At 50.9% G+C, this 26,758-nt stretch carries 29 protein-coding genes and 1 pseudogene; 15 read left to right on the plus strand and 15 right to left on the minus strand.

Annotated features, from left to right (window positions below; all coding sequences use genetic code 11):
• Positions 1-429: 429 nt before the first annotated feature.
• Entirely contained in the window at positions 430-1,278 is an 849-nt protein-coding gene (locus tag F8N21_RS04980; RefSeq protein WP_150641063.1) for a MinD/ParA family protein, read from the plus strand.
• Between the two features lie 60 nt (positions 1,279-1,338).
• The gene (locus F8N21_RS04985; protein WP_191624193.1) at positions 1,339-1,713 is read left to right on the plus strand and encodes a chemotaxis response regulator CheY; all 375 of its coding nucleotides are present in this window, start codon (positions 1,339-1,341) and stop codon (positions 1,711-1,713) included.
• A 38-nt stretch (positions 1,714-1,751) separates the two neighbouring features.
• On the opposite strand, the pseudogene F8N21_RS04990 reads toward F8N21_RS04985, so the two are convergent.
• The 3 genes and pseudogenes from F8N21_RS04990 to F8N21_RS05000 all read right to left on the minus strand — a co-directional run.
• Positions 1,752-2,046: pseudogene (locus F8N21_RS04990) on the minus strand (hypothetical protein); the annotation flags it as partial.
• 48 nt (positions 2,047-2,094) lie between these two features.
• On the minus strand, positions 2,095-4,668 hold the full coding sequence (locus tag F8N21_RS04995) for an EAL domain-containing protein (protein WP_150641065.1): 2,574 nt from the start codon (positions 4,666-4,668) through the stop codon (positions 2,095-2,097).
• A 566-nt stretch (positions 4,669-5,234) separates the two neighbouring features.
• On the minus strand, positions 5,235-5,414 hold the full coding sequence (locus F8N21_RS05000) for a hypothetical protein (RefSeq protein WP_150641066.1): 180 nt from the start codon (positions 5,412-5,414) through the stop codon (positions 5,235-5,237).
• A 428-nt stretch (positions 5,415-5,842) separates the two neighbouring features.
• Here F8N21_RS05000 and F8N21_RS05005 point away from each other — a divergent pair, with 428 nt between their 5' ends.
• Positions 5,843-6,175: a hypothetical protein gene (locus F8N21_RS05005; RefSeq protein WP_150641067.1), complete on the plus strand. Its 333-nt coding sequence runs from the start codon at positions 5,843-5,845 to the stop codon at positions 6,173-6,175.
• 95 nt (positions 6,176-6,270) lie between these two features.
• Here F8N21_RS05005 and F8N21_RS05010 read toward each other — a convergent pair whose 3' ends face one another.
• Positions 6,271-6,492 carry a hypothetical protein gene (locus F8N21_RS05010; RefSeq protein WP_150641068.1) on the minus strand — a complete coding sequence of 74 codons (222 nt, stop codon included), beginning with the start codon at positions 6,490-6,492 and terminating at the stop codon, positions 6,271-6,273.
• A gap of 554 nt (positions 6,493-7,046) precedes the next feature.
• Between F8N21_RS05010 and F8N21_RS05015 the strand changes: the two genes are divergently transcribed.
• Positions 7,047-7,421, plus strand: coding sequence for a hypothetical protein (locus F8N21_RS05015; protein ID WP_150641069.1), 375 nt, complete (start codon positions 7,047-7,049; stop codon positions 7,419-7,421).
• Positions 7,422-7,589: 168 nt separating this feature from the next.
• Here the strand turns inward: F8N21_RS05015 and F8N21_RS05020 are convergent, their stop codons facing one another.
• The gene (locus F8N21_RS05020; protein ID WP_150641070.1) at positions 7,590-8,258 is read right to left on the minus strand and encodes a hypothetical protein; all 669 of its coding nucleotides are present in this window, start codon (positions 8,256-8,258) and stop codon (positions 7,590-7,592) included.
• A 590-nt stretch (positions 8,259-8,848) separates the two neighbouring features.
• Here F8N21_RS05020 and F8N21_RS05025 point away from each other — a divergent pair.
• Complete coding sequence (locus F8N21_RS05025; RefSeq protein ID WP_150641071.1) at positions 8,849-9,361, plus strand: antirestriction protein ArdA; 513 nt, start codon at positions 8,849-8,851, stop codon at positions 9,359-9,361.
• 99 nt (positions 9,362-9,460) lie between these two features.
• Here F8N21_RS05025 and F8N21_RS05030 read toward each other — a convergent pair whose 3' ends face one another.
• Positions 9,461-9,916, minus strand: a complete 456-nt coding sequence (locus F8N21_RS05030) for a hypothetical protein (RefSeq protein WP_150641072.1) — start codon at positions 9,914-9,916, stop codon at positions 9,461-9,463.
• An 85-nt stretch (positions 9,917-10,001) separates the two neighbouring features.
• Between F8N21_RS05030 and F8N21_RS05035 the strand changes: the two genes are divergently transcribed.
• The gene (locus tag F8N21_RS05035; RefSeq protein ID WP_150641073.1) at positions 10,002-10,331 is read left to right on the plus strand and encodes a hypothetical protein; all 330 of its coding nucleotides are present in this window, start codon (positions 10,002-10,004) and stop codon (positions 10,329-10,331) included.
• A 46-nt stretch (positions 10,332-10,377) separates the two neighbouring features.
• Here F8N21_RS05035 and F8N21_RS05040 read toward each other — a convergent pair whose 3' ends face one another.
• The 3 genes from F8N21_RS05040 to F8N21_RS05050 are packed head-to-tail and all read right to left on the minus strand — an operon-like array spanning position 10,378 to position 12,255.
• Positions 10,378-10,956 carry a TerY-C metal binding domain-containing protein gene (locus tag F8N21_RS05040; RefSeq protein WP_150641074.1) on the minus strand — a complete coding sequence of 193 codons (579 nt, stop codon included), beginning with the start codon at positions 10,954-10,956 and terminating at the stop codon, positions 10,378-10,380.
• Entirely contained in the window at positions 10,947-11,570 is a 624-nt protein-coding gene (locus F8N21_RS05045) for a J domain-containing protein (protein ID WP_150641075.1), read from the minus strand. The genes F8N21_RS05040 and F8N21_RS05045 overlap by 10 nt, the downstream gene beginning before the upstream one ends.
• A complete protein-coding gene (locus F8N21_RS05050) occupies positions 11,563-12,255 on the minus strand; it encodes a hypothetical protein (RefSeq protein WP_150641076.1) in 693 nt (230 codons plus the stop codon). The genes F8N21_RS05045 and F8N21_RS05050 overlap by 8 nt, the downstream gene beginning before the upstream one ends.
• 239 nt (positions 12,256-12,494) lie before the next feature.
• Here F8N21_RS05050 and F8N21_RS05055 point away from each other — a divergent pair, with 239 nt between their 5' ends.
• The 5 genes from F8N21_RS05055 (at position 12,495) to F8N21_RS05075 (ending at position 15,145) form a co-directional block, all read left to right on the plus strand.
• Entirely contained in the window at positions 12,495-13,337 is an 843-nt protein-coding gene (locus tag F8N21_RS05055; RefSeq protein WP_150641077.1) for a hypothetical protein, read from the plus strand.
• Positions 13,338-13,370: 33 nt separating this feature from the next.
• Entirely contained in the window at positions 13,371-13,790 is a 420-nt protein-coding gene (locus F8N21_RS05060; RefSeq protein ID WP_150641078.1) for an ankyrin repeat domain-containing protein, read from the plus strand.
• A gap of 266 nt (positions 13,791-14,056) precedes the next feature.
• Positions 14,057-14,281: a hypothetical protein gene (locus F8N21_RS05065; protein WP_150641079.1), complete on the plus strand. Its 225-nt coding sequence runs from the start codon at positions 14,057-14,059 to the stop codon at positions 14,279-14,281.
• Positions 14,268-14,465 (plus strand): hypothetical protein, encoded by a 198-nt coding sequence (locus F8N21_RS05070; protein WP_150641080.1) that lies wholly within the window; start codon positions 14,268-14,270, stop codon positions 14,463-14,465. The genes F8N21_RS05065 and F8N21_RS05070 overlap by 14 nt, the downstream gene beginning before the upstream one ends.
• An 8-nt stretch (positions 14,466-14,473) precedes the next feature.
• Positions 14,474-15,145: a hypothetical protein gene (locus tag F8N21_RS05075; RefSeq protein WP_150641081.1), complete on the plus strand. Its 672-nt coding sequence runs from the start codon at positions 14,474-14,476 to the stop codon at positions 15,143-15,145.
• A gap of 284 nt (positions 15,146-15,429) precedes the next feature.
• Here F8N21_RS05075 and F8N21_RS05080 read toward each other — a convergent pair whose 3' ends face one another.
• A complete protein-coding gene (locus F8N21_RS05080) occupies positions 15,430-16,926 on the minus strand; it encodes a type IV secretory system conjugative DNA transfer family protein (protein ID WP_224788163.1) in 1,497 nt (498 codons plus the stop codon).
• Between the two features lie 333 nt (positions 16,927-17,259).
• Between F8N21_RS05080 and F8N21_RS05085 the strand changes: the two genes are divergently transcribed.
• The 3 genes from F8N21_RS05085 to F8N21_RS05095 all read left to right on the plus strand — a co-directional run bounded on the left by F8N21_RS05085 (position 17,260) and on the right by F8N21_RS05095 (position 20,068).
• Entirely contained in the window at positions 17,260-17,469 is a 210-nt protein-coding gene (locus F8N21_RS05085; protein WP_150641082.1) for a hypothetical protein, read from the plus strand.
• Positions 17,470-18,134: 665 nt separating this feature from the next.
• Positions 18,135-18,479, plus strand: coding sequence for a DUF936 domain-containing protein (locus tag F8N21_RS05090; RefSeq protein WP_224788164.1), 345 nt, complete (start codon positions 18,135-18,137; stop codon positions 18,477-18,479).
• Positions 18,476-20,068 carry a relaxase/mobilization nuclease domain-containing protein gene (locus tag F8N21_RS05095; protein ID WP_150641083.1) on the plus strand — a complete coding sequence of 531 codons (1,593 nt, stop codon included), beginning with the start codon at positions 18,476-18,478 and terminating at the stop codon, positions 20,066-20,068. The genes F8N21_RS05090 and F8N21_RS05095 overlap by 4 nt, the downstream gene beginning before the upstream one ends.
• Before the next feature lie 124 nt (positions 20,069-20,192).
• On the opposite strand, the gene F8N21_RS05100 is transcribed toward F8N21_RS05095, so the two are convergent.
• The 5 genes from F8N21_RS05100 to F8N21_RS05120 form a co-directional block, all read right to left on the minus strand.
• The gene (locus F8N21_RS05100) at positions 20,193-21,059 is read right to left on the minus strand and encodes a hypothetical protein (protein ID WP_150641084.1); all 867 of its coding nucleotides are present in this window, start codon (positions 21,057-21,059) and stop codon (positions 20,193-20,195) included.
• Positions 21,060-21,941: 882 nt separating this feature from the next.
• A complete protein-coding gene (locus tag F8N21_RS05105; protein WP_150641085.1) occupies positions 21,942-22,412 on the minus strand; it encodes a helix-turn-helix domain-containing protein in 471 nt (156 codons plus the stop codon).
• 148 nt (positions 22,413-22,560) lie between these two features.
• Positions 22,561-23,355, minus strand: a complete 795-nt coding sequence (locus tag F8N21_RS05110) for a TIR domain-containing protein (protein WP_150641086.1) — start codon at positions 23,353-23,355, stop codon at positions 22,561-22,563.
• An 85-nt stretch (positions 23,356-23,440) separates the two neighbouring features.
• On the minus strand, positions 23,441-23,836 hold the full coding sequence (locus F8N21_RS05115; protein ID WP_150641087.1) for a hypothetical protein: 396 nt from the start codon (positions 23,834-23,836) through the stop codon (positions 23,441-23,443).
• 19 nt (positions 23,837-23,855) lie between these two features.
• A complete protein-coding gene (locus tag F8N21_RS05120; protein WP_150641088.1) occupies positions 23,856-24,209 on the minus strand; it encodes a hypothetical protein in 354 nt (117 codons plus the stop codon).
• 431 nt (positions 24,210-24,640) lie between these two features.
• Between F8N21_RS05120 and F8N21_RS05125 the strand changes: the two genes are divergently transcribed.
• Positions 24,641-26,230 (plus strand): peptide chain release factor 3, encoded by a 1,590-nt coding sequence (locus F8N21_RS05125; RefSeq protein WP_150641089.1) that lies wholly within the window; start codon positions 24,641-24,643, stop codon positions 26,228-26,230.
• Positions 26,231-26,758 lie beyond the last annotated feature (528 nt).

Genomic DNA, 26,758 nt, shown 5'->3' on the forward strand with positions numbered 1-26,758 from the left:
TTAGCTTGAAGAAAATACAGGTGCTAAGGCGCAAGTCGACGAGGTTTTACAATTCGTTTTTGATCAAGCTGCTGCCTTCATTGGAAGTTATCCGCTTAAATTATGGCATGCAAAATCGCTTCATAAGTCAAAATTCCGATGCTGGAAACACCGTCGTGCAGATAGAATGGAATGTTTTGAAGACTCGCATTGCTTTTGCATAGCCAGCTGAAAATTGGTACGTTTTTTCCTTTGTCTAACCAGGTGTGAAAGTTTTAAAGACTCCAAATAAGTAAAGCTTCAGATAGTAACGTTTTTAGTGCAACTTAGGTTCGCCCAAGCAAAACGATAAAATCGTGCCTTCACCTCGATCAGATCAGAATAGCCTCCTTGTATTAAATGTCGAAGACAGAAGGCGGCCAACACCTACGCGACTAGGAGATTAGAGAAATGAACCGCATGCATCCCGTGCAGGTCATTGCTGTGACAGGTGGCAAAGGTGGTGTCGGTAAGACCAATGTAGCAGTAAACTTGTCCCTGGCATTGGCTGAGCGTGGCCGCCAGGTCATGCTGCTTGATGCTGATCTCGGCTTGGCAAATGTAGATGTTTTACTCGGATTAGCCCCCCAAAAAAATCTTGCCAGCGTAATCAAGGGGCAGTGCGAACTGCAGGATGTACTTCTGCGAGGGCCTCGCGGAATCAGCATCGTTCCTGCAGCTTCGGGCTGTCAAAGGATGAGTCATCTAACATCAGCTCAGCACGCCGGAATAATTCAAGCCTTTAGTGATGTCGACGAAAAGCTCGACGTGCTGGTCATCGACACGGCCTTCGGTATAGGTGGTTCAGTTATCAGTTGTATTCGTGCATCCCGGGAAGTGTTGATGGTTGTGTGTGACGAGCCAACCTCACTTACCAACACCTATGCGCTGATTAAAATGCTCAACCATTCTTACGGCATGAATCGTTTCCGCATACTCGTCAATATGACTCAAAGCCCCCAAGAAGGGGTCAACCTTTTTGCTAGGTTGATCCGTGTTACTAATCTTTTTCTTGACGTGAGCTTACAATATGTTGGTGCCGTGCCTTATGATGAATGCATGCGCAAGGCTGTGAGAAAACAGCGTGCTGTGTATGATGTTTTTCCCCGCTCTTCGTGCTCCCTGGCATTCAAGTCTATCGCGCAAAAAATAGATGCGTGGCCATTACCGGTGAGCCCGCGCGGGCACTTGGAGTTTTTTGGTGAGCGACTGTTAACCTCGCCAATGCGGCGAGGCACGGGCGCTTTGGATTTAAATTGAAATTCGCGTCCAATTGATGGGTGCAGTGAAGATTATCTAGAGGTTGAATTGAATAGGAACATGAAAATCCTCATCGTTGATGACTTTTCAACGATGCGACGGATCATAAAAAACATGTTGCGTGATCTTGGATTCACCAACACGTCTGAAGCAGATGACGGAACGTCTGCGCTACCGATGCTGCAAAGCGGTAACTTCGATTTTCTAATTACTGACTGGAACATGCCTGGTATGTCCGGTATTGATCTTTTGACTTATGTACGTGCTGACGATCGTATCAAACACCTTCCGGTTTTAATGGTGACCGCCGAAGCTAAACGAGAGCAGATCATCAAAGCCGCCCAGGCTGGCGTGAACGGTTACGTAATCAAGCCCTTTACTGCACAAGTATTGAAAGAAAAAATTGAGAAGATTTTCGAGCGCGTTAATAATTAAGGTGCGCCATTTAGTATCTTATAACTAATAGTTTGTAATCAAATATTAGGATAAATAATTATACTAAGTAATTGAGCTTTCTGCTCGTGACAATAAATTTTGTACGAGAAGTAAGTTCTTGGCCTACGCGATTTACATGCCGGTGCGCCAATGGCCACGATGCTTCTTGCCAGCTTGTCGTATCGGGTACAGATACGATGATTTTCTTTCAACCAACTGAATCTCCGCTCGATGATGTCGTGTTGTCTGTATTTTGGGCGTTCGGAGCCTCGGGCGTCCGGGTTTTGGCTTGTGAGGCATCGTATGCAACGGGATCACCTGCTGCATTGGGTATCCGCCGGGCAAGAAGCATTGTCGCTAGCCGTCTTACCTGGCTCAGTTTTAAGTGACGATCGTATGCGTTTGCGCCAGTAGCGCACAGAGCTGCTCAATGGGCATCGGACGGCTGAGGTAGAATCCCTGGACTTCATCACAACCCATGTCGCCAAGCCGGTTCAGTTGTTCTTCGCTCTCCACTCCTTCAGCCGTCACCTGCATTGACAAGGCATGCCCGAGCCCAACGATGGCTAGGACAACTGCCAGACCGCCTTCGGCATCGTCGAGGCGGGCGGTAAAACTACGGTCGATCTTCAGGATGTCGAAAGGATACCTGTGCAAGTAGCTGAGTGAGGAATATCCGGTACCAAAGTCGTCCATGGACAGTCGAATCCCGAGAGTCTTGAGTTCATCCAGGGTGGCAAGAGCGCCTTCGGCGTCATCGAACATCATGCTTTCGGTGATTTCCAATTCCAAACGAGTGGCGGATAGGCCGGATTCCTCCAGAATGCTTTGCACCTGCGCTACCAAATTGGGGTCGCGAAATTGGTCAGGGGAAAGGTTCACCGAGACGAAGATGGGCTCAGGAAAGCCCATGGCTTGAAAGCAGGCCTGGCGCAACACCCAGGCTCCCAGCGGGGCGATCAGTCCGGTTTGCTCAGCTAACGGAATGAACGCGCCGGGGCTGAGCAGCCCTCGCTGCGGATGCAGCCAGCGCACCAGAGCTTCTACACCACTTAGATGCCGATCGCTGGTGCGATAGCGCGGCTGGTAGTGCAAGCGTAATTCGTCGTTACTGATGGCAAAGCGCAGATCGTTCTCCAGCTGCTTCTTTTCGGTAATCTGGCGATCCATCTCATGGGTGAAGAAACACCAATGACTTTTTTTCTGGTGTCTGGCGCGATACAGCGCGATCTCGGCAGCGCGGAGAAGCTCGTGCGCAGCTTCCGCATCCTGGGGCGCGATCGCGATGCCGATCCTGGCGCTGAGAAAGACCTGCTGATGCGCAACCCAGAATGGGCGCTCCACACATTCGATGAGGCGTTTGCACAGCTTTTCAATGTATTCCTGAGGGGCGAATCCACCATCGAGCAGCACGATGAACTCGTTACCGGAATGACGTGCGAGTAAGTCCTCTGTGCGCAGAAAATTTGTCAGACGCTGCGAGATCTCGACAAACACTTGGTCTCCAACCGTGCGACCAAAGCTGTCATTAACATGCTTAAATCGTTTAAGACTGATGCTCAGCACGGCAACAGAATTGTTCTGGACACTCTTCATCCGCTTTTCAAGGCGCTCTTGCAGATGTTTACGATTGGGCAGACCAGTCAGAGCGTCATATTGCTGCAATTGCTGAATGCGTGCTCGGTTTTCCAGCTCCGTCGTAATATCGCATGCGGTTCCCCGGTAACCGTGCACACCAGCAGGGCCGCTTATCGCACATACAACCAGATTACACAGACAGTACTTTCCACTGGCTGACTGATACCTGCATGGAAGAGGCGTGTGGGGCGTAGCCTTTACCTCAGGGTTGGCTATCCAGCTGGCCAGCGAATCTGACTCGAATTTCAGAAAATCACTTAAGGGCCGACCCAACCAGACTTCGGGCGTATAGCCGGTAATTTCCTCGAATCTTCCGGATAAATAACTGAAGCGTTGCTCCGCATCCGTTTCCCAGAGCCAGTCAGAGCTCGCTTGCGCGATATCCTGGAAGCGCGCCTCACTTGCCACTAGTGAGGCGTAACTTTCATCCAGCAATCTCGCGGTTACCATTGTATGGCGCATCACCAGCCAGCTCAGAGCGCCAATGACCAGCCCGGCGATACCAAGAGCGGGCAGCATGAAGAAAAACAGCGGGCGGCCCGGCTGCGCGGGATCCCAGCGAAGCAAGAAGGCCGATTCGTCAGCTGTGGGTAAACGAAGGCTGGGCCCGAGCGCTGCATCCTCTTCATCTCGGGCTACACGCAGTTGCTTCAAGGCATAATCCTCGCCCAAGCTCAGAAGCTTGTCCGGACGGAGGACGTCTACGAACAACAGCACCGTAGGGGCCCCGGGCACTTTCCGCACTGACGGATCAATGCCCGGCGTGAGGCTCGCGGCAACGACCAAGGCAGGTCGCCCCGCGACTTGAAAAACCTTCACGACGCTTTGCTCGTCGGCCGCCCGAGCCTTGGCTTCCTCCAATAACTCGGTGACATCTCCTTGCAACCATTGCTGGATTTCCGTTGGCTGCAACTGCCCTTCAATCATCGCGTAGATTGTGCGATTGTCCGGCGCGACGACAAACACCCCTTCATAGCCAAAATTCTCAAACAGAGTCGCTCCCACATTGCCTCTTGTATAGGCCCACTCCAAATCGACATGAGCATGCAGATTCTGGTAGGCGTCGCCCCAGAAGGCATAGTCACCAATGGACTGTTGCAGTTTGTCCTGGCGGATTTTCAGCGCTTTTTCGGCGAAGAACAGACTTTGGTCGCGGGCCTGGTCATTTTGGTTGTGGGCGATCTTAACCAGTATGACTGTCGCCAATGTGAATGCCAGCAGCAACAGGGCAGCGAACGACATCATGGTTCGGCGAGCAAAACCGGTACTTGAGCCAAAGGGTGTCTTGAGAGGGTTGAAAAGGTTGAAGCCAGTCATTTAGATCCTTCAACTGCAAAAGCGAATCTGCAGGACGGTTAGTTATTCCCTTACCACTGTCCGTTTTAAAAGTTACCGAGCACCCATTTGGATGCACCGTAGCCTATAAAGAACAGGTTGCCGCTTCAGCCTTAAAAAATGGTCATTGAGAGTTTTCGACTTACCCTCGTTAGGCGTCGATCTAGCCTCTTGCGATTTCCAGAATTCATGCTTGATGTCAAAATGATTTCACACCCATTAGAGGAAGTGCAAGCAATATCGCTGTTCATCGCGGGGCCCAACAATCGTCAATTACTTGGCACTCGCCCCTTAAAGCTCTCTCAACATCAGTAAACCGGATCGCATAGGTGCCCGCATGAGTTGTTCTAACGGTACACTGACCTTACAAGCGTTGTGTCGGAAATTTGTCACTAGTTTTTTCTCCCCAGCCGGAGGGGAGGGGGTAAAGGCAGCTAACCGACTTCGCGGGTGGCTATGCAGGGATTGCCAGCTGATGAGCAATGCATCAATGATGCAGCACAGATTACCTTCTCAATCATAGGCGAGTACTTCTTCCTGGTAAAAGATCAAGGGCGCAATGCCCTTGAGTTCATCTCGCGGTGGATATTCTCCAGTGAGGCCAGGGCATTCTGATGTTCCAGGCTTTCCCGGTCACCGCGCGCTGCGACCTTAAAGACCTCACGGTACAGCACGCGCAGTTCGCCTTCAGATTTTGCGGCCAGTTCAAAGATCGTTATCAGTTTCATTTCATGTCTCCTACGTCTTTCGGCCACCCTTCGCGGCCTTGTGACGCTGTGCCAGCACAGGCGTCGGCCACGCAGCACCCCAGAGGGCCGTAACGCGAGAGAAGGAGTCATTCATGACTTGCTGCTGGAGGAGGCGACGGCAGTGCTACAGGTCAAACCAAAGGGCGCGCGGTGTGCCGTGAGGTAGAAAGAGAAATGAACGCTCAGGTAGCGACATCAGAACCAGGAAAAATATTGGCGAATCTGACGGCTGCTCCGGCAGACCGGGCTCTATGCGCTTGGTGCGCACCGGACCAATGGAAAGCCTTGTCCCGACCTTGCAGTGAGGCTGCTAATAGAAGCCAGGCCTTGTGCCATCATTGGGTCGCCATTTTCTCAGGCGTCGCGTAATCTGCTCTGAAGAAATGCAGGAATGAGGAAGGATACCTATGAGTAACGACTGGTTGCGCGAGCTTGTGAGAAAAGTGAATGAGGCTTCCCCGAAGTCGATAAAGGACATTAATGACCTTTACGATTACAAGGATGAGCATCCGCAAGGAAAGAAAGACTCACAATTCGTCGCGTGCGGGCAGTGTAATGGATATAACGAACTTCAATACATATACGATGAAAAATTAGAGCCTCATATTTTAAAGGGTATAATTAAGAAGGCTGACGCTATCAAAGCATTATCCGAGTGTTGTGCTGAATTAAAAAATCCGCGAAACAGAGAGGACTTCTATAGAAAGCTCTCGCAAAAACTTTTGGTAATGATCAAATAATTTTTTGACAAGGCCATAATTAACCAATGTCACTTCTCATGTTTGAACTCGTTCAAGTATGAGAAGTGACCGCGAGCAAGCCCTGAGAAGGGTCGTCAGTGCACGCTCTCATCCGTCATGAGCAATTCAGCAATCGCCTTCTCCATGACTTCCGCATTGAACCTCAGATCGCCAACACGAACCCTAAGCTTTATCGCCGTCTCTGTTGCACCTTCCTTCTCCAGCCAGGCCGCGATCTCCTCGAAGGCCTCACCGATCATCATCTGATTCAGTTGAAGGCTAGCCAGCGTAGCTGGAAATAGTTTTGGGTGAGCCATAGCTCATTCCTCCATGAGTGCATTGGGCATGCAGACAATAAAAAAGCCTCTGAAATTTGGCATATCAGGAATCTTGAGTTTCTTGTGATCTCGTCACTCGTAATGATAGCCCTGAGGCCTGATACAGCAAGAACGGGGGCAGACGTACCCTTAAGCTGATGTCCTTATTCTCAAGGGCAGGGGAATTGCCCCGGAACCCCATAAGATCCGCAGATGATAGGTGAGCCTCACGACTGCACCGTCAGGCCGGGCTCTATACGCGACCGCGCACCGGGCCAATGTAAAGCCTTGTCCCGGCCTTCTGGTGACGATCCCTTTCGCAAGAACGAAAAGCTGCTAAGGGGCGCTGTCCGCATGTGGATGTGTCCAGATGCTTGGTAGCGATTGACTCTTGGGGGGCTCCTACTGCATAAAGTCCTCAGAGGATTGTTTTCGAAACGTCAACTTTCGTTCCGCAGACGAACCTCTCCCTGTGATGCTTATGTTCGTCACCGGAGTGCAGTAGTCCCGACACGCGCAACGCATCACGCTCTCTTTCTATCAAGGAGTTCGGTATGACGACTGTGCAGATCCAGGCGATGCAATGGGGCGAGATCCCCTACATGGGAAGCCCGGAGCTAGTTCCTTTTTCCGACGACGACACCGAGTGCTTCCGCGAAATCCGCGACGTTCTCAAGCGGCACAACGCCCTGCAACGGTTCGGTGTCTTCCTCATTCACAAGCACTTCGACATCGCCGAGGATGAAGAGATGACCGAGTGCACCGATCACGAAGAACGCAAGCTGACGATCATTCCGCGCAAGAAGGCGGATATCGATCCGGAGGTTACCGTTCCGACCAACTGGATTTTCACCGACACGGAGCAAGTCGCGGCGGCTTGCTGCGAATGCGCGAGAAACTCGGGCGGACATCAAGGTCATCACCGCTAAAACGAACCCTACCAGGAGGGAAGCGACAAGGAGTTGTCGCTTCAACACATATTTGCATTCGATGTGTGACTTTGCTGATTAAGGCGCTAGTGTCCTGTCTCTGAAATAAAGTCCCCGAAAATTGGCGATGCTTTTCCTGTCAATATCAGGCCGGAGGCGAGCAGAACATTACCTTGACAATACTGGAGGGGAGATCATTGAAAACAAAGCCACGGAGTTGTCGTCACCTTCATTTTTTGAAAGGCAAGGCTTGCGATTGATACAACGTTCCTCGTTAAGCCATCGCAGTTTTCCAGTTTCTACCAGTTGCGCGTAGTGATGTATCATGCTGGACTCGGACGAGTCCGCTGGCTCATCAAGTGAAAATGCATAAGCATCGTAGTCGTCGGAAATTTGAAAGACCTGTACTCCACTTCGCATTATATCATTTATTGATTGCACTCTAATAAATTCGGCCTTGCTTATATCAACATGTTCTGATGATACCCATTGGTCAGTTGGTACACCGTCTAGATGAGCCTGAAGAAATTGATGGGAGTTGAAGCTGTACATGCCGCCCAGAAGTTCCGGATCTCCAATAATACTCTCCTTATCAATAAATAAGAGTTCAGTACCAAATAAACCGTGACAGTTCGCGGTACGTACTCCCTTCGGCATAGTGTAGGTCATGGCAAGCAGCGGATTGGGTGTGGCGTACAAATAAGGAGTATTCTGGTCTGAGTAATTCGTTATATTGGCGACGACACACTGATCCTGCATGGCCAGCGATATATTCTTCGTTGCGGGCTGGAGGGTTTTGGTTTCTATGGGGTATGGGGATGCATGGTACAGCTTCATTTATTTGTCGATGGACAACCTCTTGCAACTCTTGTTTTCCAATTTTAATTAATATTAAAATGATAGATGAGTTAGATTAAAAGAATGCTAACAAGCAAAACTCAAGGGTCAAGTCATATTCAAGTCCGATCTTTCCCGAACCCTTAGCACTATGGGCTGGTACGGTTTGAGGACGGGCTTGGTCGTCGATTGTCACCGCGTAATCGACTTGAGGCGTAACGGTAGATAACAATTACTGTGGAACTACGATAGCGAATCTGACGGCTGCTCCGGCAGACCGGGCTCTATGCGCTTGATGCGCACCGGTCCAAATGGAAAGCCTTGTCCCGGCCATCCGGTGACGATCCCTTTCGCAAAAATGAAAAGCTGCTAAGGGGCGCTGCCCCTGGCGCAACGCAAGGGTGAAGCTTTGCCCCGATGAAGGGTATCCCCGGCCTTCCGCACCCATAAAAAGCATAGGTTTGTGCAGGCCGGGTGATCCCCCTCCCTTCATCGAGCCCTTGCGTTTTACCTCCCCGGTCTCGCCGACGGGCAGGGGTGCATGTGCGACCTCACGCACAGCACCCGAAGCCCTAAAAGGAGACAAGACCATGACCACCGAACCCAGAATTTATGTTGCAGACCTGGCGGCCTATAACAGCGGTTACTTGCATGGCGTGTGGATTGACGCGGCCCAAGATGTTGACGACATCCAGGAGCAGATTAACGCCATGCTGGCAGCATCGCCCGTACCGGATGCCGAGGAATACGCTATCCATGATTATGAAGGTTTCGAGGGTTACGCCCTAGGCGAGTATGAGGGCATCGATACTGCGCACGAGATCGCCTGCTTCATCGAAGAGTTCCCAGTCTATGGCGGTGCGTTGCTCAACCAGTTTTCCAGCGTCGAGGAAGCCCGCAAGGCAGCCGAAGAGGATTATTGCGGCAGCTATGAATCGCTGGCGGATTACGCGCAGGAGCTCACTGAGGAGACCACCGAAATACCTGAGTCCCTGAGCTATTACATTAATTACGAAGCCATGGCTCGTGACATGGAGTTGAACGGCGACGTGTTCACTCTCGAAACAGGTTACCGGGAGGTGCATGTATTCTGGAATCGGTGAGCATTCATAAATCGCGCGGCCCTTCGGGCCGCGTCACCTTTACGGTGTATCTGTATCGCCATAGGCGATGATTTTTTAAGCCAGCAGAAAAAAGCGGGGTCAGCGCTCGCGCTCTGGTTCATGGTTATCCCGGTCTTTCGGAATCTCATTAAATATTTTTGTGATTTCACGCGGGCTTTCGTGCATGAGATCTGATTTTTGTTCGACGGTTCGATTTAAGTTTTTAAGTGTATCAATTTCATTCTGATATTGAGCTCTTAGCTGGTTAGACTCTTTAAGGTTCTGCGTTTTAACGATGCGCTCAGCCTGTTCATCCAGGAGTTTAGATGTCAGCGTCTTTCGTTGTGCATAAGACGGCTTGCAATCCAGACGGTTATGTTCGCGCAGGATCTGCTGCTTTGCTTTTTCCATATCATCGGGCCGACGAAGGGCCTGCTGCTCGTCAAGTTCTATAACGCGCTGTTGAAGTTTATTCTTTATCTCGGCAATGGCCTGCGCCTTATCCTTGTCTTCGCCTTGTGCCGCTTCTTTGAACTGCTCTTTGTTTGAGTTCATAATAATTCACGCGGCGGAATTTTCTGGACGCAAGAGCGCGCGGTATGAAAGGATCAATAAAGCAAAGTTTTCCAAGGAGGGTGTTATGAGAGAGAACCTGCCAATATCGTTAAGCCAACTTCTGAATGAACCAGACACGGCATGGATTGAGCAGCAATTGCTGGCACATATTCGCGGACTGGAACGCCAGGGGCTGCCACCCCGTACCATTGCTCGCGCTCTGGCACGGGTACTGTTCGCTTTCTGCATAGACCTGTACGACCGATCCATTGGCAGCCGCCTCTGGATCAAGCAATTCTTGCAGCAGACGGGCCGCGATTTTATTAACGAAGAAGAGCTGACAACCCAATGCGAAGCGCTGGTTGAACTGCGGACAAAGCTCCTCAAAGACGCTGAGCCATTCGGTTCCGCCTGAGCCCTGCCACGCACGTTCATCGCGGTGATCTCCACCTAAGGTGGCCCTATCCAGGCCTGTGGGGCAGGGCCGGTCGCCCTGCCGGTTTTGCCAGAAGTTGTTGCTCCGTTTGTGAGCTTGCCTGTTGCCCGGATTTTCCGCATGAAACCTCCAGGCTGATCCCGCTGCTGACCACACGTGCGCTGTGGTCACAGACCGGGCAGGTCATCCTCGGCTGACTGCCAATGCAAGACAGGTTGCCGCAACGGGGACACAGCACCAGGTCAGCGTTATCGCAGTACGGGCAGCCCTGATAGTTGCCCAGCAGCAACGCGCGGATATCCAGATCGTCGTGCACGGCTTGAGTGCCGCCTTGCGCGGACGCGGGTGCATTGCGACGCGCGATGACGTCGGTGATTTCCGCGCCTTTCTCATGCAGCTTCAGGATCAGAACAGCCGATGCCTGCGGCACCTTGGAGCAATAGAGAATCCGTTCGCCGTGCGATGGTTCCCGCGTAGTGATCCTGGTATTGGGAATGGACGCGGCCTCAGGTACAGAAAGCTGCTTGCGGTTGAACGCTGCCAGTTCCTGTCGAGCCTTTTCCAACAAGCTCGGGGGCTTGTCTTGCTGTTTGGTTATGTCCATTTTCTTGCCCTCTTGATGTAGTCAACGGAATCGTTGACCTGCTGCATGAACACCTGATTGGGAAACGCCTTATCCGGGTGAAGAATCGCCGCCAGCTCGCGATGTCGGCTTTTAAGCATCGTCTTGTCGAGCGGCGTAGTTTCCGAGAAACCCAGCACTTCGAGCGCCTGTGCATAACCGCTTTTTTCTGGCGCAGGCTTTTCTGGTTTCGGGGGTGGCTCTTCTTCACCCAGCATGTGGCGTTTGAATTGCCCGAATGTTGCGAACTCCTGGCGTCCATACTTCCAGAACAACTGGCGCAGCTTTACGTACTGGCCAACGGCGCGGGACACATTCCTGCCTGCGAGGAAGCACGGCTGATAAAGGAACATCCATGTACCCCGAATGACGTTGAAAACCAGCGACAGGCATCCGGTGACGAATGCTCCCAGGTAATGGCCCGTCCAGCTGGAGCCCTTTATGAGAAGACGCACTGTGTAGTCGATGAAGATTAGAGACTGCCGGTAAAGCGCCCCAGCCAGCCACATCAAGAAGTTGAAAGCGATACAGGCGACGATGATCCCGCCACCTGCGGCGGCCACGATTTTTAAGTAGGGGTAGATTTGGTCAAACATCGTTAAGCCCTCCAGGGGTGTGATGCCATTCCCCATCGATGTGGGGATTTTTTCCCGCGCCGACACGTTTCGCCTCGGCATCAAGGAGCTGGTCGCAATGCTGCAAACGGGCAACGATGGCTGCCGCCTGCTGTCTGCCATATACGGTCAGGAGATCAATGCGGTGACCCGCATACACCAGAACGACATGGAAGGAATCACCGTAATAAATGGGCGGTTGCACGACCTGGCCGTTCGCTGCTGCTTTACGGGTGGCGAACTCATGGAACCGCTGCTCATATTCGGCGGCGTCATGCGGCAGCAGCACAAAACGATGTTCGATGCGGCGGTCGTAGCTCTTCCAGCCCGACAGAAGTCTGACCCTGACCTCGTCCATTCTCAGTTCGATCCGGGTGGTTACCCGGCACGCTTCAAACGTGACCCAGCGCAACAGGTGATATCCGAGCACCGTCACCCCCAAAGCGGTCACCAGGTCGGGCAAATACGGATGAGGCTCCTGGAGCAGGGGAATGAAATTCGCTGCCGCCAGCCCTAGCCCGATGACAGCGCTGATCCCATTCGCCAGCTTGGCCCGAATGGGGGTCAACTCGCGCGGCGTAAGCTTGAACGACAGCAGACCGGCTTCGTCGGTCGTTTGCCTGGTGGGGGGACGCCCTAAAAGTGGGCTTTTCATCGGAGAGTTCATGGCAGCGTCCTCAACTGATTGCGTTAGGAGCTACGCTGACACAATGGTCAATGATGCTTGCCTCGCCGTTTCCTCGCGCCGTTACCGCACGATCAGTAAGTACGGTGGACGGATGCCCTGACAGCCGGCTAAGCAGTTGTTGTGTCATCGCGGTATCCTCGATTTCTATTAGAGAGGCAACCGCTGGGTTTTCTGGATACACCGCGCATTCCTTGTGCGCTGGCGAACAGGAGATGAGCATGGATTTTGACGACATCACGTTTACTGAATGGCAGATCGACAAAATCCGTGTTGCTTTAGGAAAATATCGCATCGCTAATGCTAGTAATGGACGCCTGACGCCGTGGAGTCGGGTTTGTGACGAGATAATTTATTCAGATGTCAATATTGATCGTTATTCTGAAGATGATGCAGAGTTGGCCTTTAGGCCGGAAGCTTTGCGCCGCTTTGCTACCAGGGTAAGCATTCTTGATCTGAAGAGATTAAAAGATTTAACACGTTTTTTAGTGCATGAAGGAATTCTCAGTCTGGAAGATATGGATGAAAGTGACATTGGGCTTAAGAAGATGCTGGCTGCTCACGAATATTTAGCTTCTACATCAGACTCAGCGAAATGTTTTTTGACCATCATGGAAGGTACATATACCTGTCGCAAAAAAAACAAACTTGGTAACTGGGATACGTTCACTCTTCGCATTATGCCCGATCCGTCTAGAGAGTTTGTGCGTGTAGAAGAAATCTACGAATACAGCCCTGAGGAGCTCACGCGTTACGAATCCTACGAGAGAAAAAATCTATTTACGACCCTTCGTATTGTTCAAGTCGGTTATGGATTTTCAGTGACGAAGGATAATTTTTTACATCTATTTCTGGGTGGTGGAGAGCCAGGAGTCAATATTGCTTATGTTCAGGAAGGAGGTGCAATTTTTGATCGTTCCGCTGATAAAGAATCCGTTGTGCATATAGATCTACTACGACATGGCTACAGACATTTAATCGATCCTGAAGGTAAACCATTTGGTGAGGGGGCTGATAGTTTATATTTTTTTAATACAGCCAGAACTTATCCAGATCCTGACTGAAACTTTCATGCTGATACTTTATTAGGAGTATTTATGAAAGAAGAAAATAAACGTGCGGAAAATTTTGAGCGTGTGCCGAAGGACAAAAAGTTAGTGAAAGGCTTTTCAGGCGTTGATGAAGAATCAGCTATTTCCCTTATCGGCAGCGTCAAGCTTGGGAGCGCACGCTTAACGAAGAAGCTTATCGACTCCGGCAGCGTGGATGTGAACGAACGGGATGAAAAGGGGATGACCGCGCTTCACTATGCCGCAGTATTGGGGGCTCGATATTGTGTCCGTGTATTGGTCAATAGCGGTAAGTGCGATTATTTGATTAAAGATAATCAAGGTCGCTATGCTTCGGAACTGGCTTTAGAGTGGGGGAGAGATTACGCAGTCGAAGTTCTACTTTCAAAAAAGCAGGTTCAGCAAGCTTATGAAATGGGGCGGGCTGCTTGGGAGAAATCCCATTAGCGGTTTGGAAGAAAGGAGACTTTGATCCTCTGACTACACCAAAAGGAGGCCAAAAGTTGAGATACGGTTGCCTCCATGCTGCGAAATGAAAAAAGATCGCTATAGATAAAAATCGAATAAGAAATGATCATTTTTGGCTGGTAATACCGACTGTCACTTAGAAGCTATGGTTCCTTGAGTCGTGAAATTTCCGGACTACACTGAATTTAGCCACGAGCGATACAAACCAAAATTTCATTACAGTCTGAATAATAAAGAGAATGTTTATGCCTTCGAAACTTGAGCATGAACTGGAGCCGCATAAAGATGATGAGGACTTTGATAGGTCTGTGGCGGAATATTTGGCCAAACGTCTTGGTAAAACAAACACAACAGGTGATCCTCTACCTGAGGAGGTTAAGCGGTTAACTGACGTCGTTAGAAAAGAGGTTGATGAAGATATGCAGAATGAGGTGGATTCGTGGGAGGAAGACTCAGATGAGCCAGAATAAAAATATCGATATTCCTGAAGAAATAGTGGAGAAAGTTAAGAGAATTGTTTTTGCGTACTCTGCTGAGAATGGGTTTCAAGGTCGGGAGCTAATAAAGGCGAGGACGGATCGTATGCTTAAGGTTGTTCAGAAGAGTATTGATAAAATAATTTCAGAAGAGGAGAAAAAGCGAGACTATAAATGAAAGGGTGCATGAGTAAGTGGTCGTGGGTGTGGCTGTCCTCCTTTAGAACAACATCGGTACTGAAGGTGGGGTACGCCGGTGTAGTAGCTGTTCCATTGCTTTCGTATGTTATTAATATAATAAATAGCCTGGAGCTACAAACGATCACTCAGACTGCCGTTCCTGCAAAGATAGATTTAGCTCTTCCTGAGCCGTTATTCTGGTTGTTTGCAGGAAGTATTTGTCTTTCCTTTGCGCATTTTCTCAATGAAACGTTGTGTCCGCAAATAATACGATCTTATGGCGATCTAGATAATTACTTGGCTAACATTGCTGGTTTTATAAAGAATGAAAAAATCATTCTCAGGGAAAATGAACTCCGCGAACAAAGAATGGCCGCTTCAACGCTTGTTAAGGATAGGTACTCTGCTTGGCCTGTTGATAAGCAAGTAAGGCTGGCTAATGTAATTGCCAGGGTGATTAACGAGAGCTTTATCGAAAGAAATTCGTCGGATGACTCAATATTAAATTATCGTAATGTTTGGAATGCGGAGAATGAGAGAAAGTGGTTTGCGAGATTAGTGATTTTGATATTTTATGCGATTTCAATAGTGATTGCTGTTTGGCTCATCTATAGGCATCTAAGGCTCGTTTTTGACGTGGCTTTCCCCAGTTTTTCCTTGGCGGGAATTTTCTTCTGATAATACTTTGGTAGCTGCTTTTTCGATCAGCTTGAAAAGTGCGTTTGCCTCTTCATCTGAAAGAATCTTTCCCGACTCTTTGTAAATTTCCTTAAGGCGCTTTGCATCGAAATCGTCGCCATTTTCGTTTTGCATTTTTTCCTCGCTGCGTTTTTAAATGTGGTTGGATATATTGATACAATGTCATGGGCGGTAATTCAAATTTATAGTTTGATATTACAAAGGTATTCATAATTATTTTTGCATAATTAGGGGCTTTTTGAACTTGTGACATGTATGAAAAATCAAAGTTCGTACCAGATCACCCGCTGCAACATCATCGGGTGACGGCCCGCCCAGAGGATTATCTGCCGTTTAAACCGATCACTGCGGGAAAAATGACGCCTGACTTCATCTGGTGTCATCAGGTCATATAGCTCGATAGCTTCCGACCGGCCCGATAATCCCTTGTGCTGCTGATCCTGCGCGACCTCTCCTGTGCGCGCGACTTCCACCTGCGTTTTGCCAAGCAGCTTGGAAATATATTCAGTCGTCGCCATATCGTTGTTGCCAAAGAACTGCATGATCCCTGCGTTGCCTGCGAAGGTTTCCCACCGCTCGCCGTACAGAGCTTTGCCCTGGCTCCAGTCCTGAAGGATGACCCAGAGCTTCACACCAAATGAGGCAATCAGGCCGGAAGCGGTTTCGAGTTGCTTCATGTAGCCAAGAACCGGGAACTCATCGAGGCAGGCCAGCACGGGGGCAGGCGGTATCGTTTTTTCCCGCTCCATGGTATCGAGCAGTTGATTGATAAAAATCCGCATCCAGCGTCTGGCGATCTCGATACGCGTCGCGGGGAAGCACAGATAAATGCTGACACCTGACGGTTTGCTTTTCAGCTCCGACAAATCAAAATCATGCTCTTTCAAAACCTTGCGAAAGGCCGAGTAGTCGAGAAACTTGGTATGCCGGTTCACCGTCGAGTGAACACCGGAAAGCTCCGCCCCTTTCTTGCCGTAGAAATCGAGCGCCGCCGCCATGACGGCGCTGCCAATGTCTTCTGTTTCCGCACGGTCTTGCAGCCGGTAGCCGTTGTCCATCATCTCCTCATAGAGGAGAGGCTTTGCCTTCTCTTCATCATCTCCCGGCTCAACCCATAGCGCCCGCTTGATCAGCTCCCTCACCATGATGAGGTGCCGTTCCTTGTCGTATCGAGGGTAGGTTGCGACGTGAATAATCACTCCCTCGATAAAGTTCTTGGCGGACTCATCCCAGTGCGGATCTTTCTGATCTGCCGATTGCACGACAATCGACTCGGCGATCAGCGCAGCATCCTCAAGAAATGTTTCACTGCCTGTTTTCAGGAGACTCATGGGATTGTACGAGGCGCGGTATTTCGCGGCTGCTTTGCTGGAAACCCCGAAGGGGTCAACGACATAAATTTTCTGCCCCAGGGCTGCGCGTCTGTCTGCCGTAATATCAGCCAGTTCGCCCTTGGGGTCGGTTGCCAGGATGCTGCCGGAATAGAACAGCAGGTTGCTGATCAGGCCGACTGATTTACCAGATCGGGAGCCCGCTACAGTAAGAATGTGGCGGTCATCCTCGATGCCAATGAGCTGCTTCCCCAGCGCACCGATCAGGACTTTTTTTCCTGGCTGGAGTGGGTCATACGATAGTGTGCGGCTCGCTGCGATGTCTTCGAGCTTCATCCACCGCGCCTGAGGAACTTTCTGCTCCCGTAAGGGGCGGGTAGAGTCGCCACGCGGTACATCCCGCATAAACTCCTTAAAGAAATCGCTCATGATTTTGGCCTCACCGTCGGTGTTGCCACGAGCATTGCATGCGCTTGTATGCAGCCTTCCTCCCGACATCCTCTCGCTCAGTCAGCATGCGTATGCGGCGTTTAGGCGCTTCCGTTTTCGGGGCTGTCTTTATCCCAGCTATTAGCCTTTACCCTTTAGCCATCGTTCGCCGATGCCCTGGCGGCGTGTCAATGGGCGGCCCGCACCAAGCCTGCACCTGTTCGGGCTATCGCCCTGTGCAGGCCCGTGTTGCCCATGACACGTCGTCGTTCGCTGGCTGCTGGGGGCTCGTCGCTGGAATAAACCAGCCTCAAGCGAAAAAGGAGACTCAACATGAACACCAAAACAACCGCATCTGAATCCAAGAAACCCGGCTTCGTTGCGAAGGTACGCAAAGGCTCAGGCGAAAATGCCGTGTACGAACGCATCGGCGTCGCCTGGAAAAATACTGATGGATCGTTCTACATAAAGTTAGCCGGGACGCAGATCGTCTCTGACTTCATGCTTTACGAAATTGAAAGCACCGACCAGTCAGGCGAATAGCCATCGCTGATTGAAGAAAAGGCGGGCCGCAAGGTCCGTCTTTTTTTTCAATCCATATGAGTCCGTCATGATCCGCATAAATCTCCTGCATGCATTTTCGAGTGCCGCAATACAGTAATGCGGGCTGCTCTGATTTTTAAATTCACATTCACAAAAACAAATGCTATCAGCCACTGAGTAGCGCAAAAGAAATTTGGAAACTGCATTAGCAGTCGCTGTTTCTTTTAGAAAATCTTCATACCCCCAGCCTTAAACTGGACTCAAGGGCCAGTTGCGAACGAAGTGAGCACAAGGTGTGCGTGGTAGTACCACGCCCACCTTGCGTGGGGACTTCCAGTCCCCCGCGATCCCCCCTCGGAATCCCTAAGCGCAAATGTTCTAGGGAACATTTTTGCTAAGGGATTAGACGCAACGTTTCGCCGTTGCACACGATCAGGGAGACTTCGGCTCTCCCTGAACCCATCGAGCAAAGGGCTACTTCATCGCCCCTTGCAACCCACGACCAGGGACTTTCGCATCCCTGGACCCACGACCGGGTTTCGGCCCGGTGCCGACCAAAGAGAGATGTCAGCTCTCCCTTTGGAATTCCATCGACCACTGCGCGGTGCTGAAGACGAGAGGAAACCAGGAGGCGACGGCTTTTTAGAAGCAGCTAAGTTGGCGGCATGACCAGATCAAAGAAAAAACGCGATGCGCCGATCTCTTACCGCCCACCCGAAAGGTTGCGCGATGAGTTTCACGCGCGGGTGCAGAACTCAGGTCAGTCCATTAACGGCTACATCACTGACGCCATTTTCGGCAGGACCGCTCCCCGGTCTAAGCGCGTTTCGCCGCTGGATCAGAAGATGATTGCCATGCTGCTGTCGCAAGCAGCCCGCATTAACGACCGGCTGGAGCAAGCTGGCCGCTCGTCCACCGATAGCGGTCCCAGCCTAATTCTCCAGGAATGCCGAGATGAGCTCGCTGAAATCAGGAGCTACCTGATGCTGGCCTTGGGGAGGGACCCATGATCCCTTTCGCATCACAGCGGGGAAGCGGCCAAGACCTCGCCACTCACCTTCTGAATGCCTACGACAATGAGCTGACCGAGGTGGCTGATCTGCGAGGAGCCATTGCCGGGGATTTGCACGGTGCGTTCAAAGAGTGGCAGGTACAGGCCGATACCCTGACCCGGTGCGATAAGTATCTCTATAGCCTGTCGATCAACCCTGATCCCGCGCAGGGACCGCTGACGCGCGATCAGTACCTGGACTATATCCGGCGCACCGAGGACGCCCTGGGGTTAGGCGCTCAACCCCGCGCCGTGGTGTTCCATATCAAAGATGGTCGTGAGCACTGCCATGTGGTCTGGTCACGGATTGATGCTGATAATCAGAAAGCTGTCCATCTGGCCTTTGACCGGGACAAGCTGATGCGGGTGACGCGGGGCTTCGCCCGTGATCACAAATTGGAGCTTCCCGCAGGGTATGAAAAATCCAGGAAGGTCGGGCAGATCTCCCTCTACGAGCAGGCGCAGCTACGGCAGACCGGACTTTCCAAAGAAGACCATAAGCGGCAGGTTACCGAAGCCTGGCAACAGAGTGACGATGCACGGTCGTTCGTGCATGCGCTCGCCGAGCGGGGCTACATGCTGGCCACCGGAAACCGCCCCTATGTTCTTATCGATCTTTACGGCAACGTGAACGCGCTGCCAAAGCTCATTGATGACAAGTCCATCCGCACGAAAGACATCCGCGAATTCCTTGAGAAAGAGTTCCCGTGTGAATCACTGCCGACCGTTCAGGAGGCTGAGAAGCTTATTGCGGCGCACCGCAAGCTGATCGAGCGAGCCGTTAAGGAAGATAACTACGCCGACCGGCTCGCCGAGCTGAAGCACGGCCAGATGGAGCGGCGTCGCGCGATAGAGCAGGAGCGAGAAGCACTCAAGCACCGCCAGCATTGCCTGCGTCTTGCGCAGCAGGAAAAGCACCAGGCAGAGCGGAAAAATCTGCGTACAGGCCACCTTGCCATGATGAAAGCCATTCGCCGGGAGCGGTATCCAAACCGCCCCACGGGCTTGTCCGAGTTCTTGGGCCGGGTCAGCGGTGTCAATTTCTTGCGCCAGAAATTGCATCATTATCAAGATGCCAAACGCATTCGCGCTCATCTCGAACAGCAGGCTCAGCTGAAAGCTCGCCAAACACAGGATGATAAAACTCTGGATTTCCGCCTCAAGATTCAGGCACGCGGCATTGAACGTAAGGCAGCATCCCTTGAAAAAGTGGATAGACGAGAGATGGCCGCATTCATGCGAGATAACAAACGCGATCAGCATGTCAGGGCACGCGGCGAGGATGGCGTGATGCCGTCGCTGGTCGAGATCGTTGATCACGAGCATTTGCTGCCAGAGAGAGCTGCCCCCGATGTGCTGGCAGCTTTTGAGAGGGCAAAGCGTCAGCCGCTCAGAGAAACTCCCGATCTTATGGCTGCGTTTGAACGAGCAGCAGAGGCGTCTCGTAAAGGACATCAAGAACAGGTGGAAAGCGGAGGCTTGGAACAAGCTAAGCCGATTATCTCACCGCCTCATCGCAAGAGCGATGAGCATGACCGAGAGAGATGACGTCTTCTCAGAAGAATAAACTGCGACTCAAATTTTTTCCAAAATCTGGTCTGTTCAAGTTCACTCCTAATATCCAAGAGCATCTCTTTGTTAAGAGGCCGATTGCTCCATTAATTTTGTGTAACTAACGCCGGGCGCAGCGGATGTAACGCGTGTTGGTGTCTTTTGTGTACGAGCGCTGGCCACCAGCAGGAATGGTCTGATACCAGGAATCTGTGTTATCGAGCTCATTCGATACTTGAAAATTACCAGTGCCAAGAAATCCTATAGCGGTGGCATTGACCCAGATCATGTGGATTTCACTGATGCTGGGTAAAAACCAGTCTGTTTGGCTGTGAATACTCAAAGAACTACAATAAGCAGCGGCCAAATGCGGCTGCACGCCGCCCACCCCGCTGTTGGAATCGGCTGCAACAAGTGCCGTAGTGTTGGTTTCTCCATCGAACCCAGTCACATTCGTTGTCGTATAGCCCGTGGAGTTGCCATTGTTCCACGCAAATGTGGATCTCGTTCCCGTACAGGTCGTACCGTTCCATGTCTGCCCCGCATCGCAGCGCGTGACAAAGGTGGCCTGATAACCGGGTGACGGGCATCCGGCGAAGACGCTGCCGTCGGTGCATACATCACCTACTGCAGGGCAACTCGCGGGGCCGGTGCACCCCGCCGACTCAAAAGGGACCCAGGCACTCCCATTGCAATATTCCCATGTCGCCGTGCCGTTATAGCGCAGCCTCCCGGTTTTTAGCGCCGTGCAGGTTCCCGCGTCGTCCGCAACCTGCAGACGCTGCCTTGCTCCGGTGGTGGAGTAGTCAACTTCCTCCAGAACTTTCCAGTTTGTGCCGTCGCAAATTTTACGTGTCTTTGTCGCATCATCATAATCCAGGCTGCCCGCGACACCATTTGGCGCGGTGCAAGCGGCAAAAGCAATATTACTGATGGAGAGCGTGAACAAGAAGGTGAGCAGCGAAGGCAGAAGTATTGTGAAACGCATAAGAGTCCTCCGAAAAAATTAAAAAAAACAAAACTACCAGCAATTATTTTGGTAGCCTGGGTTGGAAGTCGTTGTGCGCATAATGCCGCGAAGTTATTAAGTTGCAGCCATTTTATATGCATCATGATCCCGACTATCCGAGAAACGACACCATTTATACGTCTGTTAATTATCTGGTATATATGGTTTACACTAAATTAATTCAAATAAGCATCATGAGTCTGCAGGCAAGACTCGACAGCTGAGTTGCAAATCATAGTAAAGCCGTGGAAAAAGGCAAGGGGGCTTGTATGTTAGAGAAAGGTAATGAACTAGAGGGCGAAAGTTTTGCGGGCCGTTTGTAATGATGTAGACATGTTGAGCTTTGCAAATTGAAACCAGACTGAAAGAGAACGTTTTTCAATGCGCTTGAATAATCTGGAGAGTAAGGGCTGGCCACTCCAATTCAAGTCGTAATAAATTATACTTTACGAATAAGTCATTGAGGGGGTACTAGCATGTGTGCCTGGTGAAACATAACGATTAAGATGAAGAGGGCGCGTCAGCGTGTCCCAGTTAACGAGGCTAAGTTTAAATAATTACGCTTCGGGAAGCCCCCGAGGTGCTGGCGGCTTTTGAGAAGGCAAAGCGGAAGCCGTTCCGAGAGACTCCCGATCTTATGGCCGCGTTTGAACGTGCAGCAGAGGCGTCTCGTAAAGGCAATAAAGAGCAGAGAAGAGGCGAGGGGCCAGATCAAACCAGGCCATTTATCAGGTCATCTGAGCGTGAGCACAATGACAAAGATCGGAGTCGATAGCGTCTCACCCATAAAATCCAGCGCCTTGTGCCGAGAGCCTCAGGAAAAAGTGGCGTCTAAACGCTTCAAACAGAAACGGTGAAAGACTAATCAAGCTGGCTGGAAATAAGCGTTTTGAGTATTTTAATATAGCTCCTACGTACGGACTGATCCCTTACCTGATAGTAGGTTCGCACTAATAGATGTGTTTCCTTGCGCTCCATCAAGTCTCCTTTTTGGGATTCCAGCCAAGATAAGTCCTCTTGCTTCAGTTCAGAATAACCATAGGCGTTGCCAAGGCTCTCTGCGTTAAAGTCGTCAAAGAAAAACTTGACCTCGACGCCCAAAACTTTCGACAGATGGAAGAGACGGCTTGCGCTTACGCGATTAATCCCGGTTTCGTATTTCTGAATCTGCTGGGGCCTGATGCCAAGCGCTTCGCCCAATCCCTGCTGACTAATTTTAAGTAACTGACGTCGCATTTTTATGCGAGCCCCGACATGTATATCCATAGGATCAGGATTTTTCGAACTGCTTTTTCCCTGATAACCAGGCTTGTAAATTGATTGGCGCTTCATGTTGACATCCTGTCTGGTCTGTATCAGCGGCGACTGAAGGCCGTCCGCTGGAACAAAGGGTTATGCTATTTTCACCGCTCTTTAATCTCATGTGACGCTTGAGCCAGTTGGATAAAACGTATGATTCTCATGTTAGAATATTCAGGAGCTACCAGTTAGCAATATCGTAACCGCATACTCTTAGCTCTTTAGAAACCTCAATTTTCCAAGCTCCAGCAGAGTCCAAATTTACATAGACCACCCCACTAATGTCGTTAGGTGTTTCTATATCTCCCTTTACCAGGGCACACACATTCTCTCTACCAAGCTTTGCCATTAAGTATCCGTGTTCAAAAACGACGTTTTGCCGCGCTCTGTTTTTGGGAGGAGACTTTGACTCGTGAACACCTCTGCCGTGGTCGCACGGCGTATATAAAACTAGAGCGAAGTCAGCGTCGTTAGAGTAGTGCTCTATTTTCTCAATAATGGTCATGCCCGAGCTGGCTTGTTCGTGCAGTATTATTGCTTTTAGCCCTAAAGCTTCTATAAAGCGACTAATCTCATGCTTGGCTTCATTATCCCTGCCGTGGACGATGAATACATTTCTTTTGTTTCTGGCAATAAGTTTCTCCTTTGTGGGAGAGCTTAAAGTTTGGCTGGGCTTGGTCTCGCTCACGCCAAATTCTAATGAGTCTAAAAGCGGGGTAAACTGTTCTGAAAGGAATGTTCTTCGTTCTGCGTATGTGGAAAATTTTGGCTGAATAAATCCCCAGAACGAGTCAAGGTTCCGGTGTAGCTTTATCCATGCAGGAAGTTGGGTGTTTAATTTCGGATTGCTAAGAAATTCATGCCGAAGTTTTTCATACTCCCCTGAATCTGCCGCTTTTCCTGTGGCATGAGCAACCAATAAGTTTAACAAGTAGCTTGCTTTTTCAAAATCTGTTTCTAAAAAATCAATGCTCATTACTTATCCCCCAAACTCAATGGAGTTATTTTAAGGTATAAAGTCAAAATTCAGCCGCACCAAATGCGCTAGCTGGAATCAATTGTTACAAGATTTTTTGCCACTGATCTTCATGTTGAAGGAAACTATGCTTAACATGATAAATGCCCTTCAATTTCTGAGAGGCACCCATTTTTACGCTATCACGCCTTTCCATGTCTGCCTCAGTTTTTGTCAAGACAAAAAATCTATCGATATTAGAGTCGCGAATTACAATTACTAGGTAATCATAATTCTTTTCCGTGCCATCTATAGAGTTGTTGGTGTTTTTATTTTGGAGGACTGTGGATTTCACTTGAATCCGCTTGACCCGCACTCCATCAATGATTGCCGTTATATCATAGTCTTCTTGATTGGATTTTATGGCAAGGTAAGCCTCCACTCCTGATGATAGAAGTTTTAGCATAACTGCGTGCTCGCCATATTTTCCGATAAATTTCATTGCTCTGTGTCCTTGCGTATCAATTATGCTGGGCGACAATAATTAGAATGCTGTAGTGGATGGTTCTATATGGCGGTTCAATCGACGAGTCTCCAAGATTGCTTTTCTTTTTCGTTGCGCTGTATTTTTGGATGTTTAATGCATAGGCTTTCAATGCGAGATTCTGTGATTTTGTTTTGGATGCAATAGCTTCCGTACTCCGAAAAGTGTGCGGCGTCTTAATGGTTGATTCAGTTAGGAAATCGAAAATAGTCTGGCTATCTTTTCTATTTTGACGTAGCTGCCACAACCAGCTGATTAATCCAATAACTACAGCGCCAATCAGAGTTGATGCTAATCCATTTTCTGATGCTGACTTTATAAACTCGGTCATGTTTTTCCTTATAAGTAATATTGGGACGATATTACTGTCCTATAACGTTCCTTGTTGCCCTGCAAGGCCTTGCTTTATGCGGAGTCCGCCGAGGAAAGTGCGACAGCCTCCACTAACACGCGCGCCGACATACGTCAATCTCAACGGCGGTACGGACGCAACGAGTCTAACGCTACCTAATTGGCCACTAGCCCGTCCATCCCTGCTGCTGGCGCAGTCCGTAGGGCTGCAGTGTGGTTGAAGTTCAGAGACAGCACGCGTTGAACACAAGCCTGTTGATTCTGCGCGTTCTGGTGGGTGATGCCATCGTACCGGGCACTCCTGGCCGCCATTTGTTACAATGCGCGGTTCTCTGTGTTGGCCTTTGCAATCGGCCAAAGGTACTTTTTTAACTGTGTACATATCAGCGTACACAATCGAGATTTTAAGCGATGTCCGATAGTAAAATTGTCAATGAAGTCAACGCCAGACGCACGTTTGCCATCATTTCCCACCCCGATGCGGGTAAGACCACCATCACCGAGAAACTCTTGCTGATGGGCAAGGCCATTGCTATTGCCGGTACGGTGAAATCCCGAAAGTCGGACCGTCATGCCACCTCCGACTGGATGGAAATGGAAAAACAGCGTGGTATTTCCATTACCACGTCGGTCATGCAGTTCCCGTATCGCGATCACATGATCAACCTGCTCGACACCCCGGGCCACGAAGACTTCTCGGAAGACACCTACCGTACCCTGACGGCGGTCGACTCGGCCTTGATGGTCCTCGACGGTGGTAAGGGCGTAGAGCCACGGACCATCGCCCTGATGGACGTCTGCCGTCTGCGCGACACGCCGATTGTCAGCTTCATCAACAAACTCGACCGGGACATTCGTGACCCGATCGAACTGCTCGACGAGATCGAGGCGGTCCTGAAGATCAAGGCCGCGCCGATCACCTGGCCGATCGGTTGCTACCGCGACTTCAAGGGCGTGTACCACCTCGCCGATGACTACATCATCGTGTACACCGCTGGCCACGGCCACGAGCGCACCGATGTGAAAATCATCGAGAAGCTCGACTCCGACGAAGCCCGTGCGCATTTGGGCGACGAGTACGATCGTTTTGTCGATCAACTGGAGCTGGTGCAGGGCGCTTGCCACGAATTCAATCAACAGGAATTCCTCGACGGCCAACTGACCCCGGTGTTCTTCGGTACCGCTCTGGGTAACTTCGGTGTCGATCACGTGCTCGACGCCGTGGTCAACTGGGCGCCCAAGCCGCTGGCCCGTGTCGCCAACGAGCGCACGGTCGAGCCGATTGAAGAGAAATTCGCCGGCTTCGTGTTCAAGATCCAGGCGAACATGGACCCGAAACACCGTGACCGTATAGCCTTTATGCGAATCTGCTCGGGCAGGTACGACAAAGGCATGAAAATGCGCCATGTGCGCACCGGCAAGGACGTACGGATCGGCGATGCACTGACATTCTTCTCCTCCGAGCGTGAGCAACTGGAAGAAGCCTTCGCCGGCGACATCATTGGTCTGCACAACCACGGCACGATCCAGATCGGCGATACCTTCACCGAAGGCGAAGCGCTGAGCTTCACCGGGATCCCGCACTTCGCCCCGGAACTGTTCCGTCGCGTGCGTCTGAAAGATCCACTCAAGTCCAAGCAACTTCGCCAGGGCCTGCAACAGCTGGCCGAAGAAGGCGCGACCCAGGTGTTCTTCCCGGAACGCAGCAACGACATCATCCTCGGCGCCGTCGGTGTGCTGCAGTTCGATGTGGTCGCCAGCCGCCTGAAAGAGGAATACAAGGTCGAATGCGCCTACGAGCCGATCACCGTGTATTCCGCCCGCTGGATCGACTGCAGCGATAAGAAGAAGCTTGAAGAGTTCTGCATCAAGGCCGTGGAAAACCTCGCGATCGACGGCGGTGGTCACCTGACCTACCTGGCCCCGACCCGGGTCAACCTGGCGCTGATGGAAGAACGCTGGCCGGACGTGAAATTCCGCGCGACGCGAGAGCATCATTAAGCGCTGAGCGGTAATACCCAAAAGCCCCGTTGCGAAAGCTGCGGGGTTTTTTATTGGCTGGTGAAATTTGGTGTGGTGAGGAGCAAGCCCTAATGCCAGTCAGTTAAACGGCATTTTTGCGAGGAGCGCTTCCGATTGTTCGCCAGGCTCAGGATCCACCCCTCACCCTAACCCTCCCGAAACGTCGGACCGCCCCAAGGGGGCGAGGGGACTGATCTTGAGTGTCTATCGAGTTGCTGCGACCTGGGAAACCGGGTCGACTATGGATTCAACGAATTACTTTCAGGTCGCAGTACATCCTCAGAACCCACATTCTGCTCCCTCTCCCCCGTGGGCATAGGTATCTACGCATCTTTTAAGGGCTGCCGAATACTGTGGCGAGGGGGCTTGTCGGAACGCCGCACCGCCCCGCTCGGCTGCGCAGCAGTGGTAAAACCGGCGGATGCGTTCTACCTGGAAAACCGCGATTGCCGGTTTTAGGGCCGCTTCGCGACCCAGCGGGGGCAAGCCCCCTCGCCACAGGTAGGG

Origin of the sequence: Pseudomonas fluorescens (assembly GCF_902497895.1) — a bacterium.
Lineage (GTDB): Bacteria > Pseudomonadota > Gammaproteobacteria > Pseudomonadales > Pseudomonadaceae > Aquipseudomonas > Aquipseudomonas fluorescens_BP.

Coding starts and splice junctions, on each gene's coding strand:
- F8N21_RS05115 (WP_150641087.1), bottom strand. CDS start 23,836: ATGAAATTTATCGGAAAATATGGCGAGCACGCAGTTATGCTAAAACTT.
- F8N21_RS05120 (WP_150641088.1), bottom strand. CDS start 24,209: ATGACCGAGTTTATAAAGTCAGCATCAGAAAATGGATTAGCATCAACT.
- F8N21_RS05070 (WP_150641080.1), top strand. CDS start 14,268: ATGAGCCAGAATAAAAATATCGATATTCCTGAAGAAATAGTGGAGAAA.
- F8N21_RS05105 (WP_150641085.1), bottom strand. CDS start 22,412: ATGAAGCGCCAATCAATTTACAAGCCTGGTTATCAGGGAAAAAGCAGT.
- F8N21_RS05000 (WP_150641066.1), bottom strand. CDS start 5,414: ATGAAACTGATAACGATCTTTGAACTGGCCGCAAAATCTGAAGGCGAA.
- F8N21_RS05025 (WP_150641071.1), top strand. CDS start 8,849: ATGACCACCGAACCCAGAATTTATGTTGCAGACCTGGCGGCCTATAAC.
- F8N21_RS05030 (WP_150641072.1), bottom strand. CDS start 9,916: ATGAACTCAAACAAAGAGCAGTTCAAAGAAGCGGCACAAGGCGAAGAC.
- F8N21_RS05005 (WP_150641067.1), top strand. CDS start 5,843: ATGAGTAACGACTGGTTGCGCGAGCTTGTGAGAAAAGTGAATGAGGCT.
- F8N21_RS04985 (WP_191624193.1), top strand. CDS start 1,339: ATGAAAATCCTCATCGTTGATGACTTTTCAACGATGCGACGGATCATA.
- F8N21_RS05055 (WP_150641077.1), top strand. CDS start 12,495: ATGGATTTTGACGACATCACGTTTACTGAATGGCAGATCGACAAAATC.
- F8N21_RS05080 (WP_224788163.1), bottom strand. CDS start 16,926: ATGAGCGATTTCTTTAAGGAGTTTATGCGGGATGTACCGCGTGGCGAC.
- F8N21_RS05100 (WP_150641084.1), bottom strand. CDS start 21,059: ATGCGTTTCACAATACTTCTGCCTTCGCTGCTCACCTTCTTGTTCACG.
- F8N21_RS05045 (WP_150641075.1), bottom strand. CDS start 11,570: ATGTTTGACCAAATCTACCCCTACTTAAAAATCGTGGCCGCCGCAGGT.
- F8N21_RS05020 (WP_150641070.1), bottom strand. CDS start 8,258: ATGAAGCTGTACCATGCATCCCCATACCCCATAGAAACCAAAACCCTC.
- F8N21_RS05110 (WP_150641086.1), bottom strand. CDS start 23,355: ATGAGCATTGATTTTTTAGAAACAGATTTTGAAAAAGCAAGCTACTTG.
- F8N21_RS05060 (WP_150641078.1), top strand. CDS start 13,371: ATGAAAGAAGAAAATAAACGTGCGGAAAATTTTGAGCGTGTGCCGAAG.
- F8N21_RS05125 (WP_150641089.1), top strand. CDS start 24,641: ATGTCCGATAGTAAAATTGTCAATGAAGTCAACGCCAGACGCACGTTT.
- F8N21_RS05085 (WP_150641082.1), top strand. CDS start 17,260: ATGAACACCAAAACAACCGCATCTGAATCCAAGAAACCCGGCTTCGTT.
- F8N21_RS05095 (WP_150641083.1), top strand. CDS start 18,476: ATGATCCCTTTCGCATCACAGCGGGGAAGCGGCCAAGACCTCGCCACT.
- F8N21_RS05040 (WP_150641074.1), bottom strand. CDS start 10,956: ATGGACATAACCAAACAGCAAGACAAGCCCCCGAGCTTGTTGGAAAAG.
- F8N21_RS04995 (WP_150641065.1), bottom strand. CDS start 4,668: ATGACTGGCTTCAACCTTTTCAACCCTCTCAAGACACCCTTTGGCTCA.
- F8N21_RS05090 (WP_224788164.1), top strand. CDS start 18,135: ATGACCAGATCAAAGAAAAAACGCGATGCGCCGATCTCTTACCGCCCA.
- F8N21_RS05050 (WP_150641076.1), bottom strand. CDS start 12,255: ATGAACTCTCCGATGAAAAGCCCACTTTTAGGGCGTCCCCCCACCAGG.
- F8N21_RS05015 (WP_150641069.1), top strand. CDS start 7,047: ATGACGACTGTGCAGATCCAGGCGATGCAATGGGGCGAGATCCCCTAC.
- F8N21_RS05035 (WP_150641073.1), top strand. CDS start 10,002: ATGAGAGAGAACCTGCCAATATCGTTAAGCCAACTTCTGAATGAACCA.
- F8N21_RS04980 (WP_150641063.1), top strand. CDS start 430: ATGAACCGCATGCATCCCGTGCAGGTCATTGCTGTGACAGGTGGCAAA.
- F8N21_RS05010 (WP_150641068.1), bottom strand. CDS start 6,492: ATGGCTCACCCAAAACTATTTCCAGCTACGCTGGCTAGCCTTCAACTG.
- F8N21_RS05075 (WP_150641081.1), top strand. CDS start 14,474: ATGAGTAAGTGGTCGTGGGTGTGGCTGTCCTCCTTTAGAACAACATCG.
- F8N21_RS05065 (WP_150641079.1), top strand. CDS start 14,057: ATGCCTTCGAAACTTGAGCATGAACTGGAGCCGCATAAAGATGATGAG.